The organism is Thalassospira sp. MCCC 1A02898, from assembly GCF_001618185.1.
GTDB classification, from domain to species: domain Bacteria; phylum Pseudomonadota; class Alphaproteobacteria; order Rhodospirillales; family Thalassospiraceae; genus Thalassospira; species Thalassospira tepidiphila.
Map to the genome: position 1 here is coordinate 65,738 of NZ_LPXK01000001.1, position 22,071 is coordinate 87,808.

The window sequence follows — 22,071 nt, forward strand, 5'->3', positions numbered from 1 at the left end:
GCGCGCAGATCAATGCTGTGAACGACGCCGATAGGTTTCGATATGGTCGGTCAGTTTGGCAATCGCGCCATCCAGATCCCGTGCAAGCGACAGCTCACAGATTTCGCGATGCTCATCGATGATTTCCTGGGCGCGGAAACCATGGGTTTTGAGTTCGATCACCACATAGCGGCGGAACTGATCGAAAATTTCGTGGTGCAGGCGCATATGCAGGTTCGACCCGCAGGCCGAAATCAGTGCCTGATGAAATTCGCGGTCATACTGGCTCCAGCGGACGGTCAGTTCGCGGCTGTCACGATCAAGCATCTGCTTTTCAACAGTGGAAAGCTTGTGATGGGCGGCCGCAACCCGGGCTTCCCATTCAACGTCGCCATGCTTGATCGAGGCTGCCAGACCATCGCGTTCAAGCAACAATCGCATCGCCGTCAGTTCCATGAAGTTCGACGGCGATGTTTCAACAACACGGAAGCCCTTCTGGCCTTCGACAAACACAAAGCCCGACGCCACCAGACGGTTGAGCACTTCACGCAGCGTGTTGACCCCGACGCTATAACGTTCGCGCAGCGCTTCAAGCTTAAGCTTCACGCCCGGCTGCAATTCGCCATACAGGATGTCATCGCGAATTTCGTTATAGACTGTCTCGGCAACGGTACTGCTGCTCATGGTCTTGGTCCCCTAGCCTGTCAATGCCTCGGGATAGGCATTGAAGTATTCGTCCCTCGCAGCGTCGGCATCAATCTCTGCCCCGCTGAAAACTTCAAATGCTTCAATACCCTGAAAGAAGAAGAGTTCAAAGCCGGTCATGACGTCGATCCCCGATTTGGCCGCAGCGCGCAGGAAGGCGGTTTGAACCGGCGTATAGACCGCATCAAACGCCCATTTCTGCCCGCCAAACAGATCGGTATCAAACGGGCAACCGGGATACTGGTTCATGCCAACCGGCGTGCAGTTGATCAAACCGTCGGACGCGCGCACCGCATCAGAAAGGTCATCTTCACCGACAAAGGCTGCATTGGCATTGGCCGCAACAAGGGTTGCCACCAGTTCTTCACCGCGTGCGGCATCCTTGTCATGGATCAGGATCTTGTCCGCACCAAGCCCGCGCAGGCCAAACGCCGTGGCAAGGCCGACACCACCCGCCCCCATCTGCAAAACGGTTCCCGGCTTGGCATCGCCGAACTGTTTTTGATAGCCGCGCATGAAGCCGACAAAGTCGGTGTTATCCCCGCGCCAGCCATCTTCGCGGAAGACAACGGTGTTTACCGAGCCCAGCGCTTCGGGCAGGCGTTTGCGCGGGGTGATCAGTTTGCGCGCACTTGTTTTGTACGGATGGGTCACATTGACCCCGGCATAGCTGGTTTCCGCACAGGTGGTCAGCTGCTTGATCAGATCGAAATCCTTGATCACATCGCTGTCGAGATAGTCGTACGTGACATCCATACCGCACATACGGCCCAGCAATACGTGCAGTCGTGCCGACTGGCTCCGCGAAATGCCTTTACCAATAAGACCGAGTTTCAACATGGACAGGTATCCTAAAATCCAAACAGATCGGGCAAGAACGTAACGATGCCCGGTACAAAGGTGATGATCAGCAACACCGCCAGTTCAACGATAAAGAACGGCATGATCGCGCGGATCATTCGGGCCATACCGACGCCCGCAATTGCATCCGCAACAAACAGACACAGTCCCATCGGCGGCGTAATCAGACCGATCATCAGGTTAAAGATCACGATGATCCCGAAATGGGTCGGATCAATGCCAAGGCTGATCGCGATCGGATGCAGGATCGGCACCAGCACCAGCATCGCAGCAATGCCTTCAAGCACCAGACCAACCGCCAAAAGCATCAGGTTGATCAGGATCAGGAAGGTGACCGGGCTATCGACATAACCCAGAACGAACTTGCTGACGGTTTGCGGAATACCGGCAAAGGTCATGAACCAGTTTGCCGCCGCCACCGTTGCCATGATGATCAGGATGCTTGATGAATCGCGCATCGCACCTGCGAAAATTGCCGGCAGATCGCCCGGTTTCAGTTCCCGGAACACGAACAGGCCAACAACCAGCGCATAGAACACCGCAAAGCTTGCCGCCTCGGTCGGGGTAACGATCCCGGCCAGGATCGAGCCGATGACAAAAACCGGCATGAACAGCGGAATAAGGCCGTTCCAGACTGCCTTGAGCTTCTCGCCCATATTCATGCGTTCGCGCGGCTTGGCGTGGTTTTTGACAAAGAACCGCACATAAACCGACAGCGCAATCGCCAGCAAAACCCCCGGCACAATCCCGGCAAGGAACAAGGCCGGCACCGAGACATTAGTGGTAATCAGCGCATAGATAATCACCGGAATGCTGGGCGGAATGATCGGACCGATGACCGATGATGCGGCCGTCAGGGCGGCGGCAAAATCACGCGGATAGCCTTCCTTTTCCATCGACGGAATAAAGATACGGCCAATCGCAGATGTATCGGCAACCGCAGAGCCCGAAAGACCGGCAAAGATCACCGAGGACCAGATATTGACCTGGGCCAGACCGGCCTTGGCATGGCCGACAAGCGCATTGGCCAGATTGATCACACGCGATGTGATGCCACTGGCATTCATCAACTCGCCGGCCAGAACAAACAGCGGAATGGCAAGAATGGTAAAGCTGTCCATCCCGGCAAAAATACGCTGCGGCAGAAGATCAATGCCGAATGTGCCGGTACTGATATAGGCGACAATGCCAAGCGCGATCGCAAAGGCAACCGGTGCACCGATCGCAAGCAGTGCCAGAAGGGTGACGCCGGTAATCATGCTTCACCCCCGGTGGAATTCTTATTCAGACAAGACGCAAGGCGCAAAATGGCGGCAATCACCAGACAAACACCACCAACAGTGATGGCAATTTGCGCCCAATACATCTGAATGCCAATGCCAGAGGCAACAATACCGCCACGCTTGGCAGCAAACACGTAACCTGCATAGGCAAGGATACCGCCCAGCACCAGCGTCGCGGCATCAACAATGATTGCGAGCTTGCGGCGGATGCCTGCGGGAATGGTATCAACAACAATGCTGAAAGTGATCTGGGTACCCTGCAGATAGGCATAGGCCACACCGAACATGCAGCCATAGATCATCGCGTATTTCGCGATTTCTTCGCTCCATTGCAGCGGGGAAGAAAACAGATATCGGCTGACACTGCCGGCAAAAACGACACCAAAAACAATTAGGATACTTAATCCCGAAAGTCCGGCGAGCAAACGCTTGTAAGCATTCTCGGTGCGTTGCATGGGTTCCCCCGGATCGCTCTGAAAATCATTATGCTTTTATAAGCACGGTGGCGGGAAAAAAGGGCAGGTCAGGTGCAAGGAGGAGCACCCGACCCGCCAAACACCGATTACATTGAAGCTTCTGCTTCGGAAACGGCAGTTTGCAGTTTTTCGATCCATGCAGCATCGATCTCGCCCGAAAGCCATTCGATCACTGCCGGCTGAGCGGCATCACGGAACATCTTGAGCTGTTCGGCGGTCGGCGTGGTTACTTCCATGCCTTCCTCTGCCAGTTTGGCAACGCCTTCGGCAGAGTTGAACTGCTGAACCGCACGGCCAACGTTCGATGCAACACCGGCTGCGCGACGCAGAAGTGCCTGATCAGCCTCGGAGAGGTTCTGATAGATTGCTTCGTTGATCACGATGAAGTCGGTGCCATATACGTGACGGTCAAGCGTCAGGTATTTCTGCATTTCATAGAACTTGTTGGCATAGATCACGCTGATCGGGTTTTCCTGACCGTCCACCGTACCGGTGGTCAGTGCGGTCGGAACTTCCGGCCACGGAATCGGGGTCGGTTCGCCACCAAGTGCCTTGACCATTTCCACGAACAGCGGAACGGTCATGACGCGAATTTTCAAGCCTTCCATGTCTTTCGGCTCGGAAATTGCGCGCTGGGAGTTGGTGAAGTTACGGAAACCGGTTTCACCATAGGCCAGCGTACGCAGACCGGTTTTTTCCAGGCAGTGCGCGGCAAGTTCCTTGCCGAAATCACCATCCAGAACGTTCCAGGCAACGTTGGCATTCGGGAAAACATAAGGGATATCAAGAACGGCTGCCTCAGGGCAGACCTTGGAGAACGGACCCGATACCATCGACATGGCAAGCGTACCGTCCTGGGTATTCTGCAGCAGATCGGTTTCACCACCCAGCGCACCGGCCGGGAACAGAGCGACCTCAATACGGCCAGCCGATTCTGCTTCGACAATGTTTTTAAAGACCTGTGACGCTGCACCTTTTTTCGAGGTGGTCCACTCTGCCGGGTCAACATGGGCAAAGTTCAGGGTCACATCGGCTGCCTGCGCATTAAAACCAAATGACGCGGCGACCATTGAAGCGGCGCCAAACAAGGCACCTTTGGAAATCATCTTCATTTCTTCCTCCCGATATAAAACGACATCCGCGGACCGTGGTTGCTTTTGACACTCTTGTTCTTGGGCGGTCCCTGTTCGGAATTAGGATAATTTAAAAAACATAGGAGATTTTGTCAAATGTTCTATATTTTACCTGTAGGCCGCGTAAAATAAGGCCTTTGGCCCCGTTCGGATCGTTGCCATTCTCTGCGGCCAGTCCCGATCTTCCCGTCAAATTCCTGCCAAAAAGCGATGCTTTAACATCTATAAGCTTGGGGGAGGGCTGTCTGAATTTCAAACCAGTGACATCAAAAAACCTTGTCGCATCACAAGCATTCCAGTGACTTGGCAACAGATGCAATGGCCAGATGCCAGTTGCAAAACAGCTTGCTGTAAAGCAGGATATTTGTGCTACTTTGGCATTCGAATTCTGCGATTCGCCCGCTGAAACGAAACCATTTTCAAAGTGAACCCCGTGAACAGTGTAACCGGCCCAAAATCACCGCAACTTGCGAAGATTGCTTCGCGCATTCTGGCAGGCAGCTTCCTGTTTGAGGATCTGGACCCCGAACTGTTGGAGCAGCTGTCAAACCAGGCGACTGTGCGCCGGTTTGACGATGGTCAGTTGCTGTTTGAAAAGGGCGCACCGGCAGACGGGCTTTATGCGGTTGAGGCCGGCAAGGTTCGCATTTCATCGGTTTCGGAAACCGGCAAGGAAATCGTGCTTAACGTTCTGGCGCCCGGTGCGGTATTTGGCGAAATCGCATTGCTGGACGGTGAACCGCGCACGGCGACCGCACGTGCGGTTGGCCCGACCCGGACACTTTTCATTTCGCGCGATGACTTCTTTGAAATCTTTGACCGCGAAGCTCCGCTGCGCCGTCACATCACCGCCCTTTTGTGTCGTCGTCTGCGCTGGGTCAGTGACCTGCTTGAAGATGCCAACTTCCTTGATCTTACCGCACGTTTGATCAAGCGCATCCTGTGGCTGGCTGAACGTCATGGCGGCCCGGACCCGGAAGGCATTCGCATTGCCCTGCCGCTGTCGCAGCAGGAATTGGGTCTGATGCTGGGTGTGACCCGTGAAGCGGTGAACAAGAAGCTGCGCGAACTTGAAAAACAGGGGATGATCACGCGCCGTGATGGTCGACTGGTCGTCAAGGACAGCGAAGGGCTGAAACAACTTCTTGCTGATGCCGTCAAAAACTGAGCCTTCCGAGTCAATTTTTGAACGCCTTGTCGCCCGCGAAGAAAAGCGCGGGCTGATCCTTGTTGCCTTCTTACGCATCTGCCTTCTGGCGTTCATCCTGCTTTTGTTTAGCAAACCTGATTCGCCCACCGGCAAGCTTTACACATTGCTTGAGGTTCTCGGCTGGTTCATTCCCGGCGTGTTCGTTCAGCTTTTCGTCGCCTTTCGCGGCGGCAAATCATACTGGATGATCTATCTGCTGGCGGTGATTGATGCGGTTCTGATTGTCTATGTCTCGGTTGTGCCTGATCCGCTTAATCCGTTGCTGGATCATCCGGCATGGCTTTATGGCTTTGTCGTACGTGACCGTGGCGTGGTCTTTTCGATGATCATGATGGCGATAATCATCATGACCTTCTCGCCGCGCCTGATCCTGTGGTTCGGCTTCTGGCTGTTTGCATCATGGTGCGGGGCGATCTGGTGGCTGATGACGCGGCCCGGTGTGATCGTTTCCCAACATTTCGGCGATGAATGGAACCCCAGCCAGCAAGAAATCATCGATACCTATAACCTGCCGGAATTTGTCGATATCTCGGCCCTTGCCGAACAGGTGATCATTGTCATCGTCTTTACGCTGGCCTGTGCGGTGATGGTTTCGCGTTTGCGGGTCCTGATCAACCAGTCGGCGGCGTCCGAACGTGCGCATGGTAATCTGGCACGATATTTCCCGACCGCCCTTGCCGATCAGTTGGCCGATCGTGATGAGCCGATCCGTGTGGGTGAACGCCGCGAATGCGTTATTCTGTTTGCCGATGTTATTGGCTTTTCACGCTTTGCCGAAAAGCGCGACCCGCAGGAAGTCATGCGGTTCCTAAACCAGTTCCATCACATCGCAACGTCGCAAATCGGTGCCTATGGCGGCATTGTCGAAAAATATATCGGTGATGCGGTGATGGCGAGTTTCGCGGCCTTCGACGATCTTGAAAACCCGGCGGCCAATGCATTTTGTGCCGCACAGGCAATCATCGCCCAGGTCGCCGAATGGCAGGCCCGGGCCCCGGCAAATGGCGGCGAACCTCTTGAAATCGGGGTTGGGCTTAATTTCGGCCCGGCCGTTGTGGGCGATATCGGCCAACGCGAGGCGGTGACACCCGCCGTCATCGGGGCCACGGTCAACCTGGCGGCCCGCCTTGAAAAGGCAACCCGCGAACTTGGCAGCGATACGGTGATGAGCGAACAATTCGCCAACCGCCTGCGTAAAGAGGCCCCGGTCGCCGGACCGATCCTTCTTGCCCGCTACGCACAAACGCAAACAATTCAGGTCAAAGGGTTTAGTGAACCTGTCGGTGTCCGCTTTAACGGCTGCTAAATAAACTGCTAATAGAATGTCTTCCGGTCTGCCAAGCCCTTGAATATCCGGCAAACCAATCCAAAGTGCTTTGATATTTCTGGTGCAGAATGAAAACGGATCAGCAGGAGGACGCGATGGCGACCGAAAAAGGCGCGAACCCGACGGCCAAGGGGCCCGTCCCGTCCGCCGTAAAACTGACCACCCTGTTTGGCGAACGCGAATTCGCCTGGGACAAGGCCATTTACTTCCCGGCCGGGCTTAAGGGCTTTCCTGATCATAACGTCTTTGCGCTGGCAAGCTTCCCGGGTGAAAGTGGCAATGCATTTCTTTTGATGCAATGCCTGACCGAACCGGAACTGGCCTTTATCGTGGCACCTTATAACCTTGAAAGCGATACGATCCGGCCCGAACATCTTGAACAGGGCTTTGGCATTCATGGCATCAAAAAGGAAGATGGCGCGGTGTTGCTGATTGTGACCCTGCACAAACCCGATGATGGCCCGGTCAGCATGTCGGTCAATCTGCGCGCGCCGATCATTATTGATACCGCCCGTCAGGCTGCCTACCAGCATCACCTGCCCGAGGTCGGCGGATATTCCTTCCACCACGTTCTGAGCTAAGCATAAGCCCCATCGTCAGATCCTGACTTTTGCTACGCATCGAATTGCACGGGCAAACGCTTGTGTGCGTTGGTACTACGTGTTTATGCGCCTTGCCTGAAATTATCCCTGCATGTCCTTGATCCTGCCATCTTTTCACGCAAAGGTGGCAATCAGAGCAAATTGCATAGCCCCACTTCATCATGACAAAAGGGATCGGGAATGACAGCAGCATTGCGCAATCGTTTTGCACTCGCCGCCTTGTTGGGATCAGCGGTATTTTTCGGACCGGATGCTGAGCCTGCCCGCGCGCAAAGCCCGTCCGTCGGACTATCCGCCGACAACCGCACCAGCCTGCAGCTGACGGTTTATCCCGGCAACCTGTCGCTGATTACCGAAAAACGCGATGTGGCCATTCCCGCAGGCCAAAGCACGCTTCGCATTGGTGGCCTGCCCCAGACCATCATGAATGACTCCTTCCTACTGGGTACTGCCAAGGATGCCGATCTTGTCTGGACGTCCTTGCGCAATCGCGGCAACGGATCAAACGCCATTGACGACCTTGTGCGCGATCAGATCGGCAAGACGGTCACCATTCGCCGTGATGACGACCTGATTGAAGGCACCCTGGTCGCGATAAGCCATGTTGCCCTGATCGAAACCGATGCCGGTTTGGAACAGGTGCCACTTGATCAGGTGATTGTTTCCGAACTGCCCGATGGCTTTACCACCAGCCCGACCCTTGATGCGGATATCGCGACCGGCGCCCCGCTTGACCACGTATCGATGGCCTATCTTCTGGGCGGGATCGGTTGGAACACGTCCTATACCGCCTATTACGACCGCGCGGAAAACAGCCTGAAACTGACAGCAATCGCCAAGGTCATGAACGGATCGGGCAGCGATTATGACAATGCGTCCCTGCGTCTGATCGCCGGTGACCCCAACCGGGTGCAGCAGCCCCCAATGGCCAAGGCCGCACGCACCGAAATGATGATGTCGGCCATGGCCGATGGTGCCGCACCTTCTGCTGGCGCGCCGGACCGGGCAAGTTTTGAAAACCTGCATGTTTATGGCCCGTTTGACGGCCTTTCGATGCAGGATGGCGATACGGTGATTTTGCCGTTGCTCGACCCGCAGGTCCTGCCGGTCAAACGCCATGCAATCTTCCAGGCATCAAGCAGCGTCTATAACATGGCGCAAAATGACACCAACGACTTCGTCCGTCCGGATCTTGAAATCGACATCACCAACGAAGGCGGCAAAGACGCCAAAAGCCCGTGGCCCGATGGCATTGTGCGCATCTATGCCCAAACCCCGGCAGGCGATACCGGCTATCTTTCCGAAGACATGATTTCGCTGACCCCGGTTGGCCGCGATGCGACCCTGCGTCTGGGCAAGGCCAGCGATCTTAACGGCACACGCAATGTCGCCTCATTTGACCGCAAGGCCCGTCCGAACCTGCCAGACGCCATAAAGGCCGATCTGAAATGGACCATCCGCAATACCAGCGACCGTGTCGAAACCGTCACCGTCCGTGAAGACCTGCCAGTGGATTGGAAAGTTACGGCCGAAAGCCACAAGCACGAACGCGACCAACCCGGCCAGATCAGCTGGGACATCGACGTTCCGGCGAATGGTGAAGTGACATTGACCTGGTCGGTGGCAAGCACCCGCTGATCACTAAATCCATAAATTGAACGGCCACAGGGAAACGTCCTTGTGGCCGTTTTTCTTTGCTCAGGACTTGCCGCGCGCAGAGTAAAACGCTTTGGCCAGCGGCAACAAAACATTGGCATCGGGCAGTTGTCCGGTCCGGTTGCACAGATCGGCATAGATACAGATCAGCTTGGTCAAAAGGACAAACGCATCCTGATTGCGCATCCCGGCAAAGGCGCCCAGCACTTTGACCGCATCGCATGCCGCATCGCGCGCCAGATCAAGCTTGTCCGCCCCTTGCAGCGCCAGAACAAGCGCGGCCAGTGAATAGCCCAGATCAAGACGTTCCTTGTCATCCTTGCGCCCGACACAATTGCGCAAGCGATCCTGGCGCAGTTCGACGGCCTGACAGGCAGCATCCACCGCCCAGTCCCATTCACCTGCCTCAATCTCAAGCGCGGCCCGGTTATTAAGACTTAGTGCCAGGCCCGCCACCGCCGCATCACGTGCCGTCGGCAAATGCAGGGCGAAAATTGCATCGGCGGCATCAAACAGCGCCAATGCCTCTTCACGCTGATCGGGCCTGTGGTTGCTGGCCATTTCAAGATACAGCCGCGCGACCGCCAGCGAGTTGGGATCGGTTTTTTCAAGATAGGACAAGCGCAACGCATATTCTTCGTCCGTATTGTCCGTCATCCTGATCCCGCCACCTCGGTTTGCCGTCTCAAGGGCCCGATGACCCGTGCAAGAAAAAGACGTTTGGCAACCCCACCTTGTGAAGGACGGGCAATCAGCGATAAGCTGTTTCCCTCGGTCTGGCAGGCTGCTAGACAATCAGGATCAGATTTGCCCCAAAGTGCGGAAACAAGCCCCAAATGAGCAGTTCCAGCGAAACCCTGCGCGCCCTTTACGGCACATGGCGTCTTGCCCGTGGCGATACCCAGGGTCTTGGCTTTTTTAATTTTTCAATCGAGGGATTCTGGCGTTCGTTTCTGGCGGCAGTGATTGTGTTTCCGGCCTTTGCGATGTTGCGCTGGAACGACATTTTCGATGCCCCGGACGACTTCCCGGCAATGCGTTACATGCTGGTCGAAGTCATTGCCTATGTCATCAAATGGGTCGCCTTTCCCCTGATCATGTTCCACGTCATCCCGATGCTGGGCCGTGCGGAACGCTATATCGCGTTTATCACGGTCTATAATTGGGCAAGCGTGTTGCAGATGGGGCTGTATCTGGCAGCCTTGATGCTGGGTGTTTTGTTGCCGTCGCTGGGGGCCGGTGGCTTTGTCTTTATCGCGGTGATCGCAACGCTTGTGTATGGCGTCTATATCGCCAAGCTGACCCTGTCGGTCCCGATTCCGACGGCAAGCACCATTGTTCTGGCCGATTTCCTGCTGTCGCTGGTGATCACATCAATCGGTATCCGTCTGGCCGTCGGGCAGTTATTCTAGAACAATTGAAAACTTAAAAACAAAATCGCTTCAGGGAGAAACCCACCATGAAACCTGTTCTTGCCGTCACCCGCCGATTGCCAGATGCCGTCGCCAAGCGTGCGGCTGAAAGTTATGACATCCGCACCCAGGAAGATGACGATCCCCTGACCCGGGCCGAAATCCTGGCCCTGTGTCATGATGCGGATGCCGCCCTTGTTTCGGTGGGCGATCCGATTGATGCCGAGTTTTTTGATCATCTTTCCGACAGTGTGAAAATCATCGCCACCTTCTCGGTCGGGACCGATCATATCGACCTGGCCGCAGCCAAGAAAAAGGGCGTGATCATTGGCAACACCCCGGGGGTGCTGACCGATGCCACCGCTGATATTGCCTGGCTTCTGATCCTTGGTGCTGCGCGCCGTGCGAGCGAGGGGGAGGCCGAAGTCCGCAACGCCACCTGGTCAAGCTGGCGTCCGACCCACCTGATGGGCACGCAAGTAACAGGCAAGAAACTTGGCATCGTTGGCATGGGCCGTATTGGTCAGGCGGTCGCCAAACGCGCCCGTGGTTTTGATATGGACATCCATTATTACAACCGCCGCCAATTGCCCGCTGCTCAGGAAATGGGCGCGACCTATCACGACAGTATCGAGGGCCTTTTGCCCCATTGTGATTTCCTGTCGCTGCATTGCCCGTCAACGCCCGAAACGCGTGGCATGGTCAATTCAGATTTCATTGCCAAGCTGCCCGATGGCGCGATCATCGTAAACACCGCACGCGGCGATGTCGTCAATGATCAGGACCTGATTGCCGCCCTGAAATCGGGCAAACTGACCGCGGCCGGCCTCGATGTGTTCGCCGGTGAGCCGAATATCGAACCGGCCTATCGCGACCTTGCCAACACCTTCCTGCTGCCGCATCTGGGATCAGCCACAGTTGAAACCCGCAACGCCATGGGCTTCCGCGCACTTGATAACATCGATGCCTTTGTTGCCGGTAAGGACGTGCCGTTTACGGTCTGACCGTGTACCTAGCCTGCAAAACAAAAGGCGCCATCTGGCGCCTTTTTCGTATCTGTCTGACGGGTCCGCGGCCTTAGCCAAGATCGCTTTCCTCGCCCGCGGGCAGGATACAGGCGATCTTGCGGCCATCTCGGCTGATCTTCACACGTCCGCCATGGATTTCGACCACGGCGCGGACCATCGCCATGCCAAGCGCACGGCGGGCCGACGGGGATTCACCATCGCGCAGACCTTCAAACAGCATCGGTTGCGGGGCTTCGTCCGACAGCGAGATCGAAATTTCGATATCATCGCCGCTGCGCTTTGCCACCACGGAAACCTCGCTGCCTTCGGGTGCTGTGCGCAGCACGTTGGTCACCAGAATGAACAAGGCCTGTTTCAGGCGCCGTTCATCGGCCACCATCCAGCCGATCTGGCGCGAACAATAAAGACGCAGCGACACATTAAGCTCCGCCAAGCGCGCCCGTGTCAGCGCTTCGAGGGAGCGCAGCAAACGCCGTGGGTCGACGGTATCAAGTTCAAGGGCCACCTGCCCCGACCCAAGGGTTGCCAGATCGCGCATGTCATCGACCAGCGCCAGCATGCTTTGTGCCTCGGTCCGGATGGTTTCGACCGAGCGCGCCACATTGCCGGTCAGATGCGGGATCAATCGATCAGACTCGCCATTGATGTGATCCAGCGGCTTGGTCAGTTCGCGCGACACGGTCGAAATGAAGTCGGACTTCATCTGGTCGGCGGTGCGCAGTGCCTCGTTACGTTCACGAAGCGCACGTTCGACCCGGATGGTGTCCGTCACATCGATATAGGACATCATCACCGCCCCGTCAGGCAGCGGCACGATGGCAAAATCAACAATCGAATTATCAGCCCGTTCCAACCGGCCATTCATCGGTTCATGGTTGGTAATCCGCGCAACCATGCGGTTTTTGAATTTTTCCCAATCATCGCGTTCGCGCCAGAAATCCTTGGATTTCTCGACCACGTCGCCCAGATGCGGCGCGACATCAAGGAAGGTGCTTTCAAGGCCCCACAGATCGGCAAAGCCATGGTTATAAAGCCGCAAACGCCCATCGCCACTGATCACGCCAACCGCCTCATGCAGGCTTTCAAGCGTTTCACGCTGAACCGCGATCAGGGTGTTGTACGAACTTTCCAGAACCAGCTTGTCGGTGACGTCCTCATAGACAAACATCAGCCCGCCAAACGGATGGGGCGAGATAAAGCGACGCAAGGTCATGCCATTTGGCAGATGCATCAGGTCTTCTTCAGGTTTCAGAAGATCGGTGAAACGCTGGTTTTCGGTATTGCGGAACTGGGCGAAATCGGTGACTTCGGGCAGTTTGCGTTCATCGCGCAGACGACGCAAAACATCATCATGGGTCGGCTCGGTCCAGAGCCATTCGTCATCAAGATCCCAAAGCTTGGTAAAGGCGGTATTAAAGAAGATCAGTCCCTTATCCCCGCCATAAACCGCAATCGCAGTACCCAGGTTTTCAAGCACCTCGGCATGGGCGCGGATGTGGCGCGACAGATCGGACTGCAATTCTTCGACCGGGGTGCAATCAATCGCAAAGCCGATCAGGCCATCGGGCTCGTTCGCGGCCCCGCCTGGCATTTCGGTAATGCGCAGCAATTTGCGATCACCACGAATGACAACATGGAAATCGCGGGTCAGGCTTTCATTATTGCGCTGAACCGATGCCGCCAGTGATCGCCCGTGATCGGGAATCACCCCCGCGCCAATTTCGGCCTGTGCGGCCAGGGCATCCTCAATCGTTTGGTATTCGACCGCATCGGCATAGGCGATGTTGCAATCAATCAGGCGAAGTTCGCTATCGCGGCGCCAGACCGGGAAGGGCAAGCTATCAAGCAACTGCCGCAGGCCCGATACTTCGTGTTTAAGCAGCTGAAAATCACCAAACTGGTTTTCGCGTTCGCGCGAATGGCGGGTTTCATCGCGGAACCACAAACCATGCGCCAATACATCCGATGACCGATCCTTGCGCGCGGCCATGCCGGTGACGTGGAATTTGCGCTCATCGACCGTGGTGATCCACAGCTCAAACCTGTCATGCCCGGTTTTAAGGTTCCGCACCCGTTCCTTGAGTGCTGCGGCATCTTCATCGCGCAACAGATCCAGCAGATCGGGAAAGCGTCCATCCTGACCCAGCTGGAAGGCCCGCTTTAACGACGGACTGGCCCCCTCGGCAAAGCCATGGCGGCTCCAATAGTAAACCGGGTCGGGACCGGCGAATAGAAGCTGTGTGAAAAGCTCTGTCTCACCCGCCAGTTCGTGTTCGTGATCTTCGACTTCTTCAAGGTGACGGCGCATGCGAAGCGACAGCCGCCAACCAACCCAACCGGCAATCGCCGCACCACCAACAGCCGCCAAGCCAACCACCAGCCAGTCGCGGTCGCTTAGACCCGCCAGGCTTCCGAAAATCGTCGCGCCGATTCCGTCGGGCTGGTTCTGAGCTTTGGTCGCGCCTTCCCCGGCATTTGTCGCGGTATTAAGGCGAAATTTTTCCTGGGCCTGCACAGTTATCGACAGACCAAACGTGGCAACCATCGCACCCGTGCCGCGCCAAAAGGCCGGGCGCGCCAAATCAGACAGTCTGCGCATGATCGCCACTGTCTTTTTGCCTGCGCAAAGCTGTGTGGATGCCTGTTCGGATGCTCGCCGTGTCACGTGTTGTTAACCGTTTGTGTTTATGAGCTATTATTATGGTGAAAACGCCGTGCTTTTACCACCGTTTCACATCATTACGGCAACAGGCTTGTCTGGTGGCGTATTTCATGGCGAAATCCTGCGGAAAAACCGCAATGACATAGCCGGTGATTCCGTTTATGTCTGCGGGACACACATTCTCAACTGAGCGCATCAACCATTCCTAAAATGAGCCCAAAACCGCAGCTAGACCTTTTTGCCCAGCGCGCAGAGCCCAAGCAGGCCGCGCCACAAAAGGACTCTGCCATGCTCAAGGCGGCGTCAAAGCCGGCACCGGAAATCGGCGATCTGTTTGATACCAATTTCAATGCCGATGACATCGCCGAATGGGAACTGCTGTTTCGCGATGTGCCGCAATATAACTACCATTTCAAACGCGCCCAGATCGCCTCGGCCTTTGATCGGCCGTTGCACAAGAAACTGATCGCCTCGCCCGCCTTTGAACGGTTGCGCGAAATCTCGTTTCTCGGTGCCATTGATTATCTGTTCCACCCAAACGGACGCCCGGCCAATATCCGTCATTCCCGTTATGACCACACGATTGGCGTCGCATTGCTGTCGCAACGCTATTGCCGCTTGATGGGACTATCGGATGCCGATTGCGACCTTCTGGGCGCAGCCGCCTTGTTGCATGACATTGGCCATGGCCCGTTTTCCCATACGCTGGAACCGGAATTTGCGCGCCGCTTTAACCGCAACCACCATCAGCTGACCAACCAGATCATCACCGGCGAGGTGGATCTCGATCTGTCGGTCAATCATCTGCTGGTCAAACATGGTGTCGATCCGGATGAAGTGATCGCGCTTTTATCGAAGAAGTCCGATCACCCGCATGCCGCCCTGTTTTCCGGCCCGGTTAATATCGACACGCTTGAGGGCATTAGCCGCACCAAAACGTATGTCCATCCCAACCATGTGCATTGCCACCCGCGCCTGTTGCTTGAGGCAGCGGTAAAACTCGATGCAGATTCGCTCAAACGTCTCGATAAGTTCTGGCAGCTGAAAGAAGACATCTATCGCAACTTCATCTTTGGTCCGATGTGCTTTGCCACCGACCATCTGTGTCGCGAATTTGTCGTCAAAAACGCGCCGGACTTTGCCGCCGATGACTTCCTGCTGACCGAAAAGGCGTTCTTAAACAGCCATCCGCCGTTCAAGAAATTCCTGCATAGTCTCAAAAACCGGATCGAGCTTGATGGTGTTGCCGATGTTGTCGACCATCAACTCAGCGCCTCTGCCAGCAGCTTTGACCTGCACGAGGCCAAGGTGCCCCGGCGTGAATTCCACATCAATACCGATGTCGAAGTCCGCTGCTTTGCCGATCTGTCAAAACGCTACTACGAGGAAAAGCATTCCTTCCTGCGACGCGTTGGCAGCCTGACCGATCCGGCCCAGCAGGCCGCCGCCGCCAGCCTGTTTGATTAAGACCCGGCCTTTTTAATCAACGACAAAAAGGGTCGCGCCGGTTTCGGTTGAGGAACGATGCGCCTCTGCGTTGTCTGCCACCTGATAGCTCATACCCGGTTTCAGGACATAGGTCCGGCCATCCTCAAGCTCGGTCACCAGTTCGCCTTCAAGACACAGCAGAATGTGCCCCTTGGAACACCAGTGATCTGCCAGATACCCGGCGGAATATTGCACCATCCTGACACGGATCGGGCCAAAGTGGCGGGTTCGCCAGGTCGCCATGCCGGTTTCACCGGTGTGTTCGGTCGGTTCAATCGCAGACCAGTCGGTTGTGCCGAACGGCAGATCGGAAATGTCCATGATGGGAAAACTTTCGGGGTCAAGGGGGACGCAGAAGGTTCAAGATATTGAACAGGCGCGAAAAATATCTGCCGCGCCCATAAAACTGTCAATCAGCTTAATTGGACAGTGCCATATCAGTTAAACGTGGTTTTAATCTTTAACCATTAGGCAGATACTCGGATATCAACGAGTCGCACCAAGAGGCTGTCCCGATCTTGTTACCGCAAACCATCGCAACCAATCAGCACTACTCGGCCACCCGTCTGGCCGAGATGCGCGAAGCATTGGGTAAAAGCCTTTCGGGCGATACATTTTGCGTGGTGGTAACCGGGTCCTATGGGCGGCATGAAGCATCCGATCAATCCGATCTGGATTACTTCATCATTGGCCGCGAAGCCGAACGCAGTCAGGCGCCGCACCAACAGGTCGCCGATATCCTTGGCAAGATGGTCACCAAAAAACCGGCGGTAAACGGCCCGTTTTCGTCCTATATCACCGCCGAGGAACTGGTAAATCGCATCGGGCTTGATGGCGATACCAACTCGATCACCACGCGTCGGCTGTTGTTCCTGCTGGAATGTGAGTGGCTGTATAACGAGGCGGGCAAACGCAAGTTTTTTGACGATCTGATCGCCAATTACGTCACCAGTTCGGTTACACGTGATTCGATTGCGCGGTTTCTGGTCAATGACGTGATCCGCTATTACCGCACCATCAGCGTCGATTTTGAAATCAAGACCCGCGAAGGCGATGCCAGCAAGGCCTGGGCACCCCGGCGGCTGAAACTGGTTTTCTCGCGCAAGATGCTTTATTTCGGCGGCATTATCGCAGCGGCCGAAACCGCAGGCCGGGATTATGCCGGTAAACGCGAAAAACTGTCCGAACTTTTACAGCTGCCACCGATCACACGCCTGCAAACCGTGTTTGGTGAAAAAAGCCTGCCGGCACTGGAACTTTATGACCGTTTCCTGCGCGAACTTTCCGATCCGGAAGTGCGTGCGCGCCTTGATGGTGTTGGTCCGCATGATCGCAATGATACGGAATTGCGCTCCCTGCTTGATGCTGGCAAGGGCTTTTCGCGTGAATTGATAAAGTTGCTTAATGATCGCTATGGCCCGGATCATCCGATCCATGAAGCGCTTCTGATGTAATCACCCGGCAAACGCGTCGGCCAATCAGGCCGCGCGCGGGCCGTCAGTGACATGCTTGAAATAGTTTTCCCGATCAAGGTCATGGACCTCGACGGTGAATTGCACCTGATAATCGCCAACCAGCCATTCCAGCCGGTCAATGAGTGCGGCAAGGGCAGCCTCGCCAGTGGCGAATTTCACCGCATTGATCCGGCCTGACAGCAGCCGGATATCAATATGCACCATGGCGTTTTTCGGATCACCATCGCCGATCACGACATTTTCCAGCGGCGTAATCCGGGTCTTGAAAGAACTCAGTTCCGCATCGGCCTCGCGGGCGATGACGTAATGCAGATCAACTGCGAGCTTGGACAATTCATCCTTGATTGGCAGTTGGGCAGAATATTCGATTTCAAGCTGGGGCATGGCTGTCATCCGTCTGACAAGATTAAAATTCTTCTAACAACTTGCTTTGTATCTGGACACCAAAAAAGCCGGTCTGAATAAACAGACCGGCTTTGATGCAAATCGGCAGCTGCCAATTAGTAGCGCCAATTAATAGCGATAATGATCCGGCTTGAACGGACCAGCCTGCGGAACGCCGATATATTCGGCCTGTTCAGACGACAATTTGGTCAGTTTCACGCCAAGACGATCAAGGTGCAGGGCTGCAACTTTCTCATCAAGGTGTTTCGGCAGGACGTAAACCTTGTTTTCGTAGTTAGCAAAGTTTTTCCACAGCTCGATCTGGGCCAGCACCTGGTTGGTGAAGGATGCCGACATCACGAAGCTCGGGTGACCGGTTGCGCAACCAAGGTTGACCAGACGGCCTTCGGCCAGAACGATCAGACGTTTGCCATCCGGGAATTCGACTTCGTCGACCTGCGGCTTGACGTTGTCCCACTTGTAGTTACGCAGCGAACCGATCTGGATTTCGGAATCGAAGTGACCGATGTTGCAGACGATTGCGCGGTCTTTCATCGCACGCATGTGGTCAAGCGTGATGATGTCGATGTTACCGGTGGTGGTGACGAAAATGTCGCCAACCGGGGCTGCGTCTTCCATGGTGGTGACTTCGTAACCTTCCATCGCGGCCTGCAATGCGCAGATCGGATCGATTTCGGTTACCAGAACGCGTGCGCCCTGGCTGCGCATCGACGCAGCCGAACCTTTGCCCACGTCGCCGAACCCGGCAACAACGGCGATCTTGCCGGCAACCATGACGTCGGTTGCGCGCTTGATGCCATCAACAAGCGATTCGCGGCAGCCATACAGGTTGTCGAATTTCGACTTGGTGACCGAGTCATTGACGTTGATCGCCGGGACCTTAAGCGTGCCTTTTTTCGCCATTTCATAGAGGCGATGCACACCGGTGGTGGTTTCTTCCGACAGACCTTTGATGTCTTCAAGAAGTTCCGGATACTTGTCGTGGATCAGCTGGGTAACGTCGCCGCCATCATCAAGGATCAGGTTCGGCTTCCAGCCGTTCGGACCGGAAATGGTCTGCTCGATGCACCACCAGAATTCTTCCTCGGTCTCGCCTTTCCAGGCAAATACCGGGATTTCAGCAGCCGCGATCGCCGCAGCAGCCTGATCCTGGGTGGAGAAGATGTTGCACGAAGACCAACGAACTTCTGCGCCAAGTGCCGTCAGGGTTTCAATCAGAACTGCGGTCTGAATGGTCATGTGCAGGCAGCCGACGATGCGCGCGCCAGCAAGCGGCTTTGCCGCGCCATATTCATCGCGCAGCGCCATCAGGCCCGGCATTTCGGTTTCGGCAATCGCGATTTCCTTGCGGCCCCAACCGGCCAGCGAGATATCAGCGACCTTGTAATCGGTAAAGTTCGACATATCGTCTCCAATCAAACAGGAATGGCGCATCCGCATGGAATTTCCATCCTGCCGATACGCCGAAGAATTCTGTTGCGATCATTTCCCTGATCGCTATAGGCCACATATAAAGATATCTTTATATCGTTTTCAAGTCCTTTTTTGACGGAATTTGCATTCCGGGCAAAACCGGACCCGTTTAAAGATGCTCGCGCCCTGAAATCCCGGCCTTTTTTGCGGCGGGAAACCAAGGATAAGCGCGGACAAAACTGTCCCCTATGTTGGGACAGATGCCGATCACAACAAGCTATGGGGTACGGGATTTTTCAGGCGAGATCGTTGAAGTCATCAAGCATCATGGCAATCCGGGCAGAATCCCATTGTTCCATGACACGGTTGGCCTGATGTTCGGAGTTACGACTATCAAGGCGGCGCAGGCGCTGTTTGACCAGCAACAGATTGACCGGCGACATCGAAAGGTTTCGCAAGCCAAATCCGATGAAAAGCGGCATATAGCGCGGATCACCAGCCATTTCACCACAGACACTGACCGGTATATCGCGTTCGCGGGCCACCTTGATCACATCACGGATCAGACGCAACACAGCCGGATGCAGCGGATCAAACATACCCGCCACCTGATCATCGGTGCGGTCAATCGCCAGGGTATATTGCGTCAGGTCGTTGGTGCCGATGGCAAAGAAATCACTGTCGCGCGCCAAGGTATCCGCCGCCAGCGCCGCGGCGGGAATTTCGATCATCGCACCAAGCGGCGGCAGGGTTTCGGGGATCGGATGTCCATCCTTGCGCAGGCGTTTTGCCACTGCCTCATAGATCTGACGGGCACGGGTCATTTCATGCACGTTGACCACCATCGGAAGCAACACCCGAACCGATCCATGCAGGGAGGCACGCAGGATCGCAGCAAACTGTGCTTCAAGCAGTTCCGGCTTGCGCAATGATAACCGTATGCCACGCAATCCAAGGGCCGGGTTCGGGCCAGACACGATTTCATCTTGAAGGGCGACGGCCAGTTTTTCACCACCGATATCAAGGGTTCGGATGGTGACCGGTTTGCCATCCATGCGTTTGACGATATCGGCAAGTTCTTCGTATTGCTCGTCCTCGTCGGGCAGATAGTCCTTGTTCATGAACATGAACTCGCTGCGCAGAAGCCCGATACCGGTCGCCCCGTTTTCCAGGGCGGCGGCAAGCTCGATTGGCAATTCGATATTGGCATGCAGGTCAATATCGATACCGTCACGGGTTGATGACGGTACATCGCGAAGTGACGCCAGCTTTTCGCGCGCCGCCAGCCAGTCAGCACGGCGTTGGGTATAATGTTCAATATCGGCATCGCTTGGCGACAGGATCACTTCGCCGCGCCCGCCATCGATAATGATCTGATCGCCGCCAGCAACGCCGCGAACGATATCAGCAGCCCCCAGAACGGCCGGGATACCCAGGGATCTCGCCATGATTGCGGTATGCCCCTCTGCCCCGCCAAGGGCGGTGACAAAGGCGGTCAGTTGGCCAGGCTCAAAGCGCGCCATATCGGCCGGACTGACATCCTCGGCAATCAGGATGGACCCCTGTGGGGCATTGTCCATTGCCCGGTCGGTCTCACCGATCAGGCAGCGCATCAGGCGCAGGCCCACCTCACGAATGTCCGTGGCGCGTGCCGCAAGATAGCTGTCTTCCATGCCCGAAAACTGTTCGGCAATCGCATCGATCACTTCGCTGACCGCATGCACGGCATTAAGCTTGCGCGAGACGATCAGTTCTTCGGCCCCGCGCACCAGACGCGATTGGGTCAGCATGTGGATATAGGCATCCATCAGGAAGCCAAGTTCCTCGGACGCCGCACTTTCGGCACTCGATGATTGGGATTTCAGGCGTTTGAGCTGATCAATGCTTTCGGCAACGCCATCATGAAGGCGTTTGCATTCGGCCTGCACGGCATCATGGGAAATCGGCTTGCGGCTGACATGAACGATCTGGCGATCCAGAACAAAGGCGCGACCGATCACAATCCCGCCCGATGCGCCCAATCCGGTTATGACCCGGCGAACGCCCGAGTTATTTTCATCTGAAACGGTTTGGTCTTTTGGAGGAACTTGCAAACCTTCTTTGCTACCAACTCGTTTTTATTGTTATCCCGACAACGCTTTCTTGTTGTCACGAAATTCAGACGCCCGCGGCCTCACATCGTGATCCGCGGGATCCTATTCTTCGTCGAACTTGGCATCGACCAGTTCGTTAAGCGCATCAATCGCCTGTTTGGCGTCCGGGCCGGTGGCCTCGACCTCGATCTCGGTGCCGATCGATGCGGCCAGCATCATCAAACCCATGATCGACACACCCGACACTTCGGTGCCGCGGTTGCGCACCATGATGCTCGATTGAAATTCACCTGCCAGTTTAACAAATTTTGCAGCCGCCCGCGCGTGCAATCCGCGCTGGTTGCTGATTGTTAAAGTGCGTTTTTCCTTCTGCGCCATGTATGTCCCCGCAAGCCTGATGCACTGTCCCCGTGCATCCGGCCCTGTTCTTTTTGTGGCTGACTTATTCCTCGCCGCTCAGCAAACGCGACGCAACGTTGATGTATTTACGCCCCGCATCCTGGGCCGCATTGACCGTTTCGGCCAAGGTGCCGTCGATGCGAACAGATGCGAGTTTAATCAGCAAAGGTAAATTAACCCCTGCGATGACTTCGACATTTGCCTGTTCCATAATGGAAATCGCCAGATTGGACGGGGTCCCGCCAAACATGTCGGTCAAAAGGACAACACCTTTGCCGCTGTCGACCTTTTCGACACTGGCAAGAATATCTGCGCGGCGTTGTTCCATGTCGTCATCCGGTCCGATACAGACCGCTTCGACATTTTCCTGTTCGCCAACAACATGCTGCAAGGCAGATACGAACTCTTTCGCGAGATCGCCGTGGGTGACCAGCACCATCCCGATCATGCAGTTTTCTCCATTT

General features: G+C 55.6%; 21 protein-coding genes. 8 read left to right on the top strand and 13 right to left on the bottom strand.

What is annotated here, in order from left to right; all coding sequences use genetic code 11:
* Positions 1–9: 9 nt before the first annotated feature.
* The 5 genes from AUQ41_RS00325 to AUQ41_RS00345 all read right to left on the bottom strand — a co-directional run bounded on the left by AUQ41_RS00325 (position 10) and on the right by AUQ41_RS00345 (position 4,416).
* Positions 10–663 (bottom strand): GntR family transcriptional regulator, encoded by a 654-nt coding sequence (locus AUQ41_RS00325; RefSeq protein WP_063085768.1) that lies wholly within the window; start codon positions 661–663, stop codon positions 10–12.
* A gap of 12 nt (positions 664–675) precedes the next feature.
* Positions 676–1,524, bottom strand: coding sequence for a shikimate dehydrogenase (locus tag AUQ41_RS00330; RefSeq protein ID WP_063085771.1), 849 nt, complete (start codon positions 1,522–1,524; stop codon positions 676–678).
* Positions 1,525–1,535: 11 nt separating this feature from the next.
* Positions 1,536–2,804, bottom strand: coding sequence for a TRAP transporter large permease (locus tag AUQ41_RS00335; protein WP_063085774.1), 1,269 nt, complete (start codon positions 2,802–2,804; stop codon positions 1,536–1,538).
* Positions 2,801–3,283 carry a TRAP transporter small permease gene (locus AUQ41_RS00340; protein WP_063085777.1) on the bottom strand — a complete coding sequence of 161 codons (483 nt, stop codon included), beginning with the start codon at positions 3,281–3,283 and terminating at the stop codon, positions 2,801–2,803. Before AUQ41_RS00340 ends, AUQ41_RS00335 begins: the two co-directional genes overlap by 4 nt.
* Before the next feature lie 107 nt (positions 3,284–3,390).
* Positions 3,391–4,416 carry a DctP family TRAP transporter solute-binding subunit gene (locus AUQ41_RS00345; RefSeq protein ID WP_063085780.1) on the bottom strand — a complete coding sequence of 342 codons (1,026 nt, stop codon included), beginning with the start codon at positions 4,414–4,416 and terminating at the stop codon, positions 3,391–3,393.
* Between the two features lie 454 nt (positions 4,417–4,870).
* Here AUQ41_RS00345 and AUQ41_RS00350 point away from each other — a divergent pair, with 454 nt between their 5' ends.
* The 4 genes from AUQ41_RS00350 (at position 4,871) to AUQ41_RS00365 (ending at position 9,214) form a co-directional block, all read left to right on the top strand.
* Entirely contained in the window at positions 4,871–5,605 is a 735-nt protein-coding gene (locus tag AUQ41_RS00350) for a Crp/Fnr family transcriptional regulator (RefSeq protein WP_008889072.1), read from the top strand.
* Positions 5,589–6,953 (top strand): adenylate/guanylate cyclase domain-containing protein, encoded by a 1,365-nt coding sequence (locus AUQ41_RS00355; RefSeq protein ID WP_008889071.1) that lies wholly within the window; start codon positions 5,589–5,591, stop codon positions 6,951–6,953. The genes AUQ41_RS00350 and AUQ41_RS00355 overlap by 17 nt, the downstream gene beginning before the upstream one ends.
* A gap of 116 nt (positions 6,954–7,069) precedes the next feature.
* Positions 7,070–7,555 (top strand): flagellar assembly protein FliW, encoded by a 486-nt coding sequence (gene fliW, locus AUQ41_RS00360; protein ID WP_008889070.1) that lies wholly within the window; start codon positions 7,070–7,072, stop codon positions 7,553–7,555.
* Positions 7,556–7,756: 201 nt separating this feature from the next.
* Positions 7,757–9,214 (top strand): DUF4139 domain-containing protein, encoded by a 1,458-nt coding sequence (locus AUQ41_RS00365; RefSeq protein WP_063085783.1) that lies wholly within the window; start codon positions 7,757–7,759, stop codon positions 9,212–9,214.
* A gap of 60 nt (positions 9,215–9,274) precedes the next feature.
* On the opposite strand, the gene AUQ41_RS00370 is transcribed toward AUQ41_RS00365, so the two are convergent.
* Entirely contained in the window at positions 9,275–9,889 is a 615-nt protein-coding gene (locus tag AUQ41_RS00370) for a hypothetical protein (protein ID WP_063085786.1), read from the bottom strand.
* Between the two features lie 179 nt (positions 9,890–10,068).
* Here AUQ41_RS00370 and AUQ41_RS00375 point away from each other — a divergent pair, with 179 nt between their 5' ends.
* Positions 10,069–10,644: a hypothetical protein gene (locus tag AUQ41_RS00375; protein WP_063085789.1), complete on the top strand. Its 576-nt coding sequence runs from the start codon at positions 10,069–10,071 to the stop codon at positions 10,642–10,644.
* Positions 10,645–10,691: 47 nt separating this feature from the next.
* On the top strand, positions 10,692–11,648 hold the full coding sequence (locus AUQ41_RS00380) for a D-glycerate dehydrogenase (protein ID WP_063085791.1): 957 nt from the start codon (positions 10,692–10,694) through the stop codon (positions 11,646–11,648).
* Positions 11,649–11,721: 73 nt separating this feature from the next.
* Here the strand turns inward: AUQ41_RS00380 and AUQ41_RS00385 are convergent, their stop codons facing one another.
* The gene (locus AUQ41_RS00385) at positions 11,722–14,271 is read right to left on the bottom strand and encodes a PAS domain-containing sensor histidine kinase (RefSeq protein WP_063085794.1); all 2,550 of its coding nucleotides are present in this window, start codon (positions 14,269–14,271) and stop codon (positions 11,722–11,724) included.
* Between the two features lie 273 nt (positions 14,272–14,544).
* Here AUQ41_RS00385 and AUQ41_RS00390 point away from each other — a divergent pair, with 273 nt between their 5' ends.
* Positions 14,545–15,801 (top strand): HD domain-containing protein, encoded by a 1,257-nt coding sequence (locus AUQ41_RS00390; RefSeq protein WP_232308273.1) that lies wholly within the window; start codon positions 14,545–14,547, stop codon positions 15,799–15,801.
* 12 nt (positions 15,802–15,813) lie between these two features.
* Here AUQ41_RS00390 and AUQ41_RS00395 read toward each other — a convergent pair whose 3' ends face one another.
* Complete coding sequence (locus AUQ41_RS00395; protein WP_063085799.1) at positions 15,814–16,143, bottom strand: DHCW motif cupin fold protein; 330 nt, start codon at positions 16,141–16,143, stop codon at positions 15,814–15,816.
* A 197-nt stretch (positions 16,144–16,340) separates the two neighbouring features.
* Between AUQ41_RS00395 and AUQ41_RS00400 the strand changes: the two genes are divergently transcribed.
* Positions 16,341–17,276, top strand: coding sequence for a DUF294 nucleotidyltransferase-like domain-containing protein (locus AUQ41_RS00400; RefSeq protein ID WP_063085802.1), 936 nt, complete (start codon positions 16,341–16,343; stop codon positions 17,274–17,276).
* A gap of 24 nt (positions 17,277–17,300) precedes the next feature.
* On the opposite strand, the gene AUQ41_RS00405 is transcribed toward AUQ41_RS00400, so the two are convergent.
* The 5 genes from AUQ41_RS00405 to AUQ41_RS00425 all read right to left on the bottom strand — a co-directional run bounded on the left by AUQ41_RS00405 (position 17,301) and on the right by AUQ41_RS00425 (position 22,055).
* A complete protein-coding gene (locus AUQ41_RS00405) occupies positions 17,301–17,681 on the bottom strand; it encodes a 5-carboxymethyl-2-hydroxymuconate Delta-isomerase (protein ID WP_063085805.1) in 381 nt (126 codons plus the stop codon).
* A gap of 129 nt (positions 17,682–17,810) precedes the next feature.
* Entirely contained in the window at positions 17,811–19,106 is a 1,296-nt protein-coding gene (gene ahcY / locus AUQ41_RS00410) for an adenosylhomocysteinase (protein WP_063086811.1), read from the bottom strand.
* A 305-nt stretch (positions 19,107–19,411) separates the two neighbouring features.
* On the bottom strand, positions 19,412–21,208 hold the full coding sequence (gene ptsP / locus AUQ41_RS00415; RefSeq protein WP_063085808.1) for a phosphoenolpyruvate--protein phosphotransferase: 1,797 nt from the start codon (positions 21,206–21,208) through the stop codon (positions 19,412–19,414).
* Between the two features lie 102 nt (positions 21,209–21,310).
* The gene (locus tag AUQ41_RS00420) at positions 21,311–21,586 is read right to left on the bottom strand and encodes an HPr family phosphocarrier protein (RefSeq protein WP_008889057.1); all 276 of its coding nucleotides are present in this window, start codon (positions 21,584–21,586) and stop codon (positions 21,311–21,313) included.
* 64 nt (positions 21,587–21,650) lie between these two features.
* Positions 21,651–22,055: a PTS sugar transporter subunit IIA gene (locus tag AUQ41_RS00425; protein WP_008889056.1), complete on the bottom strand. Its 405-nt coding sequence runs from the start codon at positions 22,053–22,055 to the stop codon at positions 21,651–21,653.
* Positions 22,056–22,071: the final 16 nt, after the last annotated feature.

Bases quoted from the DNA above. Each gene is read 5' to 3' on its own strand.
- AUQ41_RS00325 (WP_063085768.1), bottom strand. From the start codon at position 663: ATGAGCAGCAGTACCGTTGCCGAGACAGTCTATAACGAAATTCGCGAT.
- AUQ41_RS00330 (WP_063085771.1), bottom strand. From the start codon at position 1,524: ATGTTGAAACTCGGTCTTATTGGTAAAGGCATTTCGCGGAGCCAGTCG.
- AUQ41_RS00335 (WP_063085774.1), bottom strand. From the start codon at position 2,804: ATGATTACCGGCGTCACCCTTCTGGCACTGCTTGCGATCGGTGCACCG.
- AUQ41_RS00340 (WP_063085777.1), bottom strand. From the start codon at position 3,283: ATGCAACGCACCGAGAATGCTTACAAGCGTTTGCTCGCCGGACTTTCG.
- AUQ41_RS00345 (WP_063085780.1), bottom strand. From the start codon at position 4,416: ATGAAGATGATTTCCAAAGGTGCCTTGTTTGGCGCCGCTTCAATGGTC.
- AUQ41_RS00355 (WP_008889071.1), top strand. From the start codon at position 5,589: ATGCCGTCAAAAACTGAGCCTTCCGAGTCAATTTTTGAACGCCTTGTC.
- fliW (WP_008889070.1), top strand. From the start codon at position 7,070: ATGGCGACCGAAAAAGGCGCGAACCCGACGGCCAAGGGGCCCGTCCCG.
- AUQ41_RS00365 (WP_063085783.1), top strand. From the start codon at position 7,757: ATGACAGCAGCATTGCGCAATCGTTTTGCACTCGCCGCCTTGTTGGGA.
- AUQ41_RS00370 (WP_063085786.1), bottom strand. From the start codon at position 9,889: ATGACGGACAATACGGACGAAGAATATGCGTTGCGCTTGTCCTATCTT.
- AUQ41_RS00375 (WP_063085789.1), top strand. From the start codon at position 10,069: ATGAGCAGTTCCAGCGAAACCCTGCGCGCCCTTTACGGCACATGGCGT.
- AUQ41_RS00380 (WP_063085791.1), top strand. From the start codon at position 10,692: ATGAAACCTGTTCTTGCCGTCACCCGCCGATTGCCAGATGCCGTCGCC.
- AUQ41_RS00385 (WP_063085794.1), bottom strand. From the start codon at position 14,271: ATGCGCAGACTGTCTGATTTGGCGCGCCCGGCCTTTTGGCGCGGCACG.
- AUQ41_RS00390 (WP_232308273.1), top strand. From the start codon at position 14,545: ATGAGCCCAAAACCGCAGCTAGACCTTTTTGCCCAGCGCGCAGAGCCC.
- AUQ41_RS00395 (WP_063085799.1), bottom strand. From the start codon at position 16,143: ATGGACATTTCCGATCTGCCGTTCGGCACAACCGACTGGTCTGCGATT.
- AUQ41_RS00405 (WP_063085805.1), bottom strand. From the start codon at position 17,681: ATGCCCCAGCTTGAAATCGAATATTCTGCCCAACTGCCAATCAAGGAT.
- ahcY (WP_063086811.1), bottom strand. From the start codon at position 19,106: ATGTCGAACTTTACCGATTACAAGGTCGCTGATATCTCGCTGGCCGGT.
- AUQ41_RS00420 (WP_008889057.1), bottom strand. From the start codon at position 21,586: ATGGCGCAGAAGGAAAAACGCACTTTAACAATCAGCAACCAGCGCGGA.
- AUQ41_RS00425 (WP_008889056.1), bottom strand. From the start codon at position 22,055: ATGATCGGGATGGTGCTGGTCACCCACGGCGATCTCGCGAAAGAGTTC.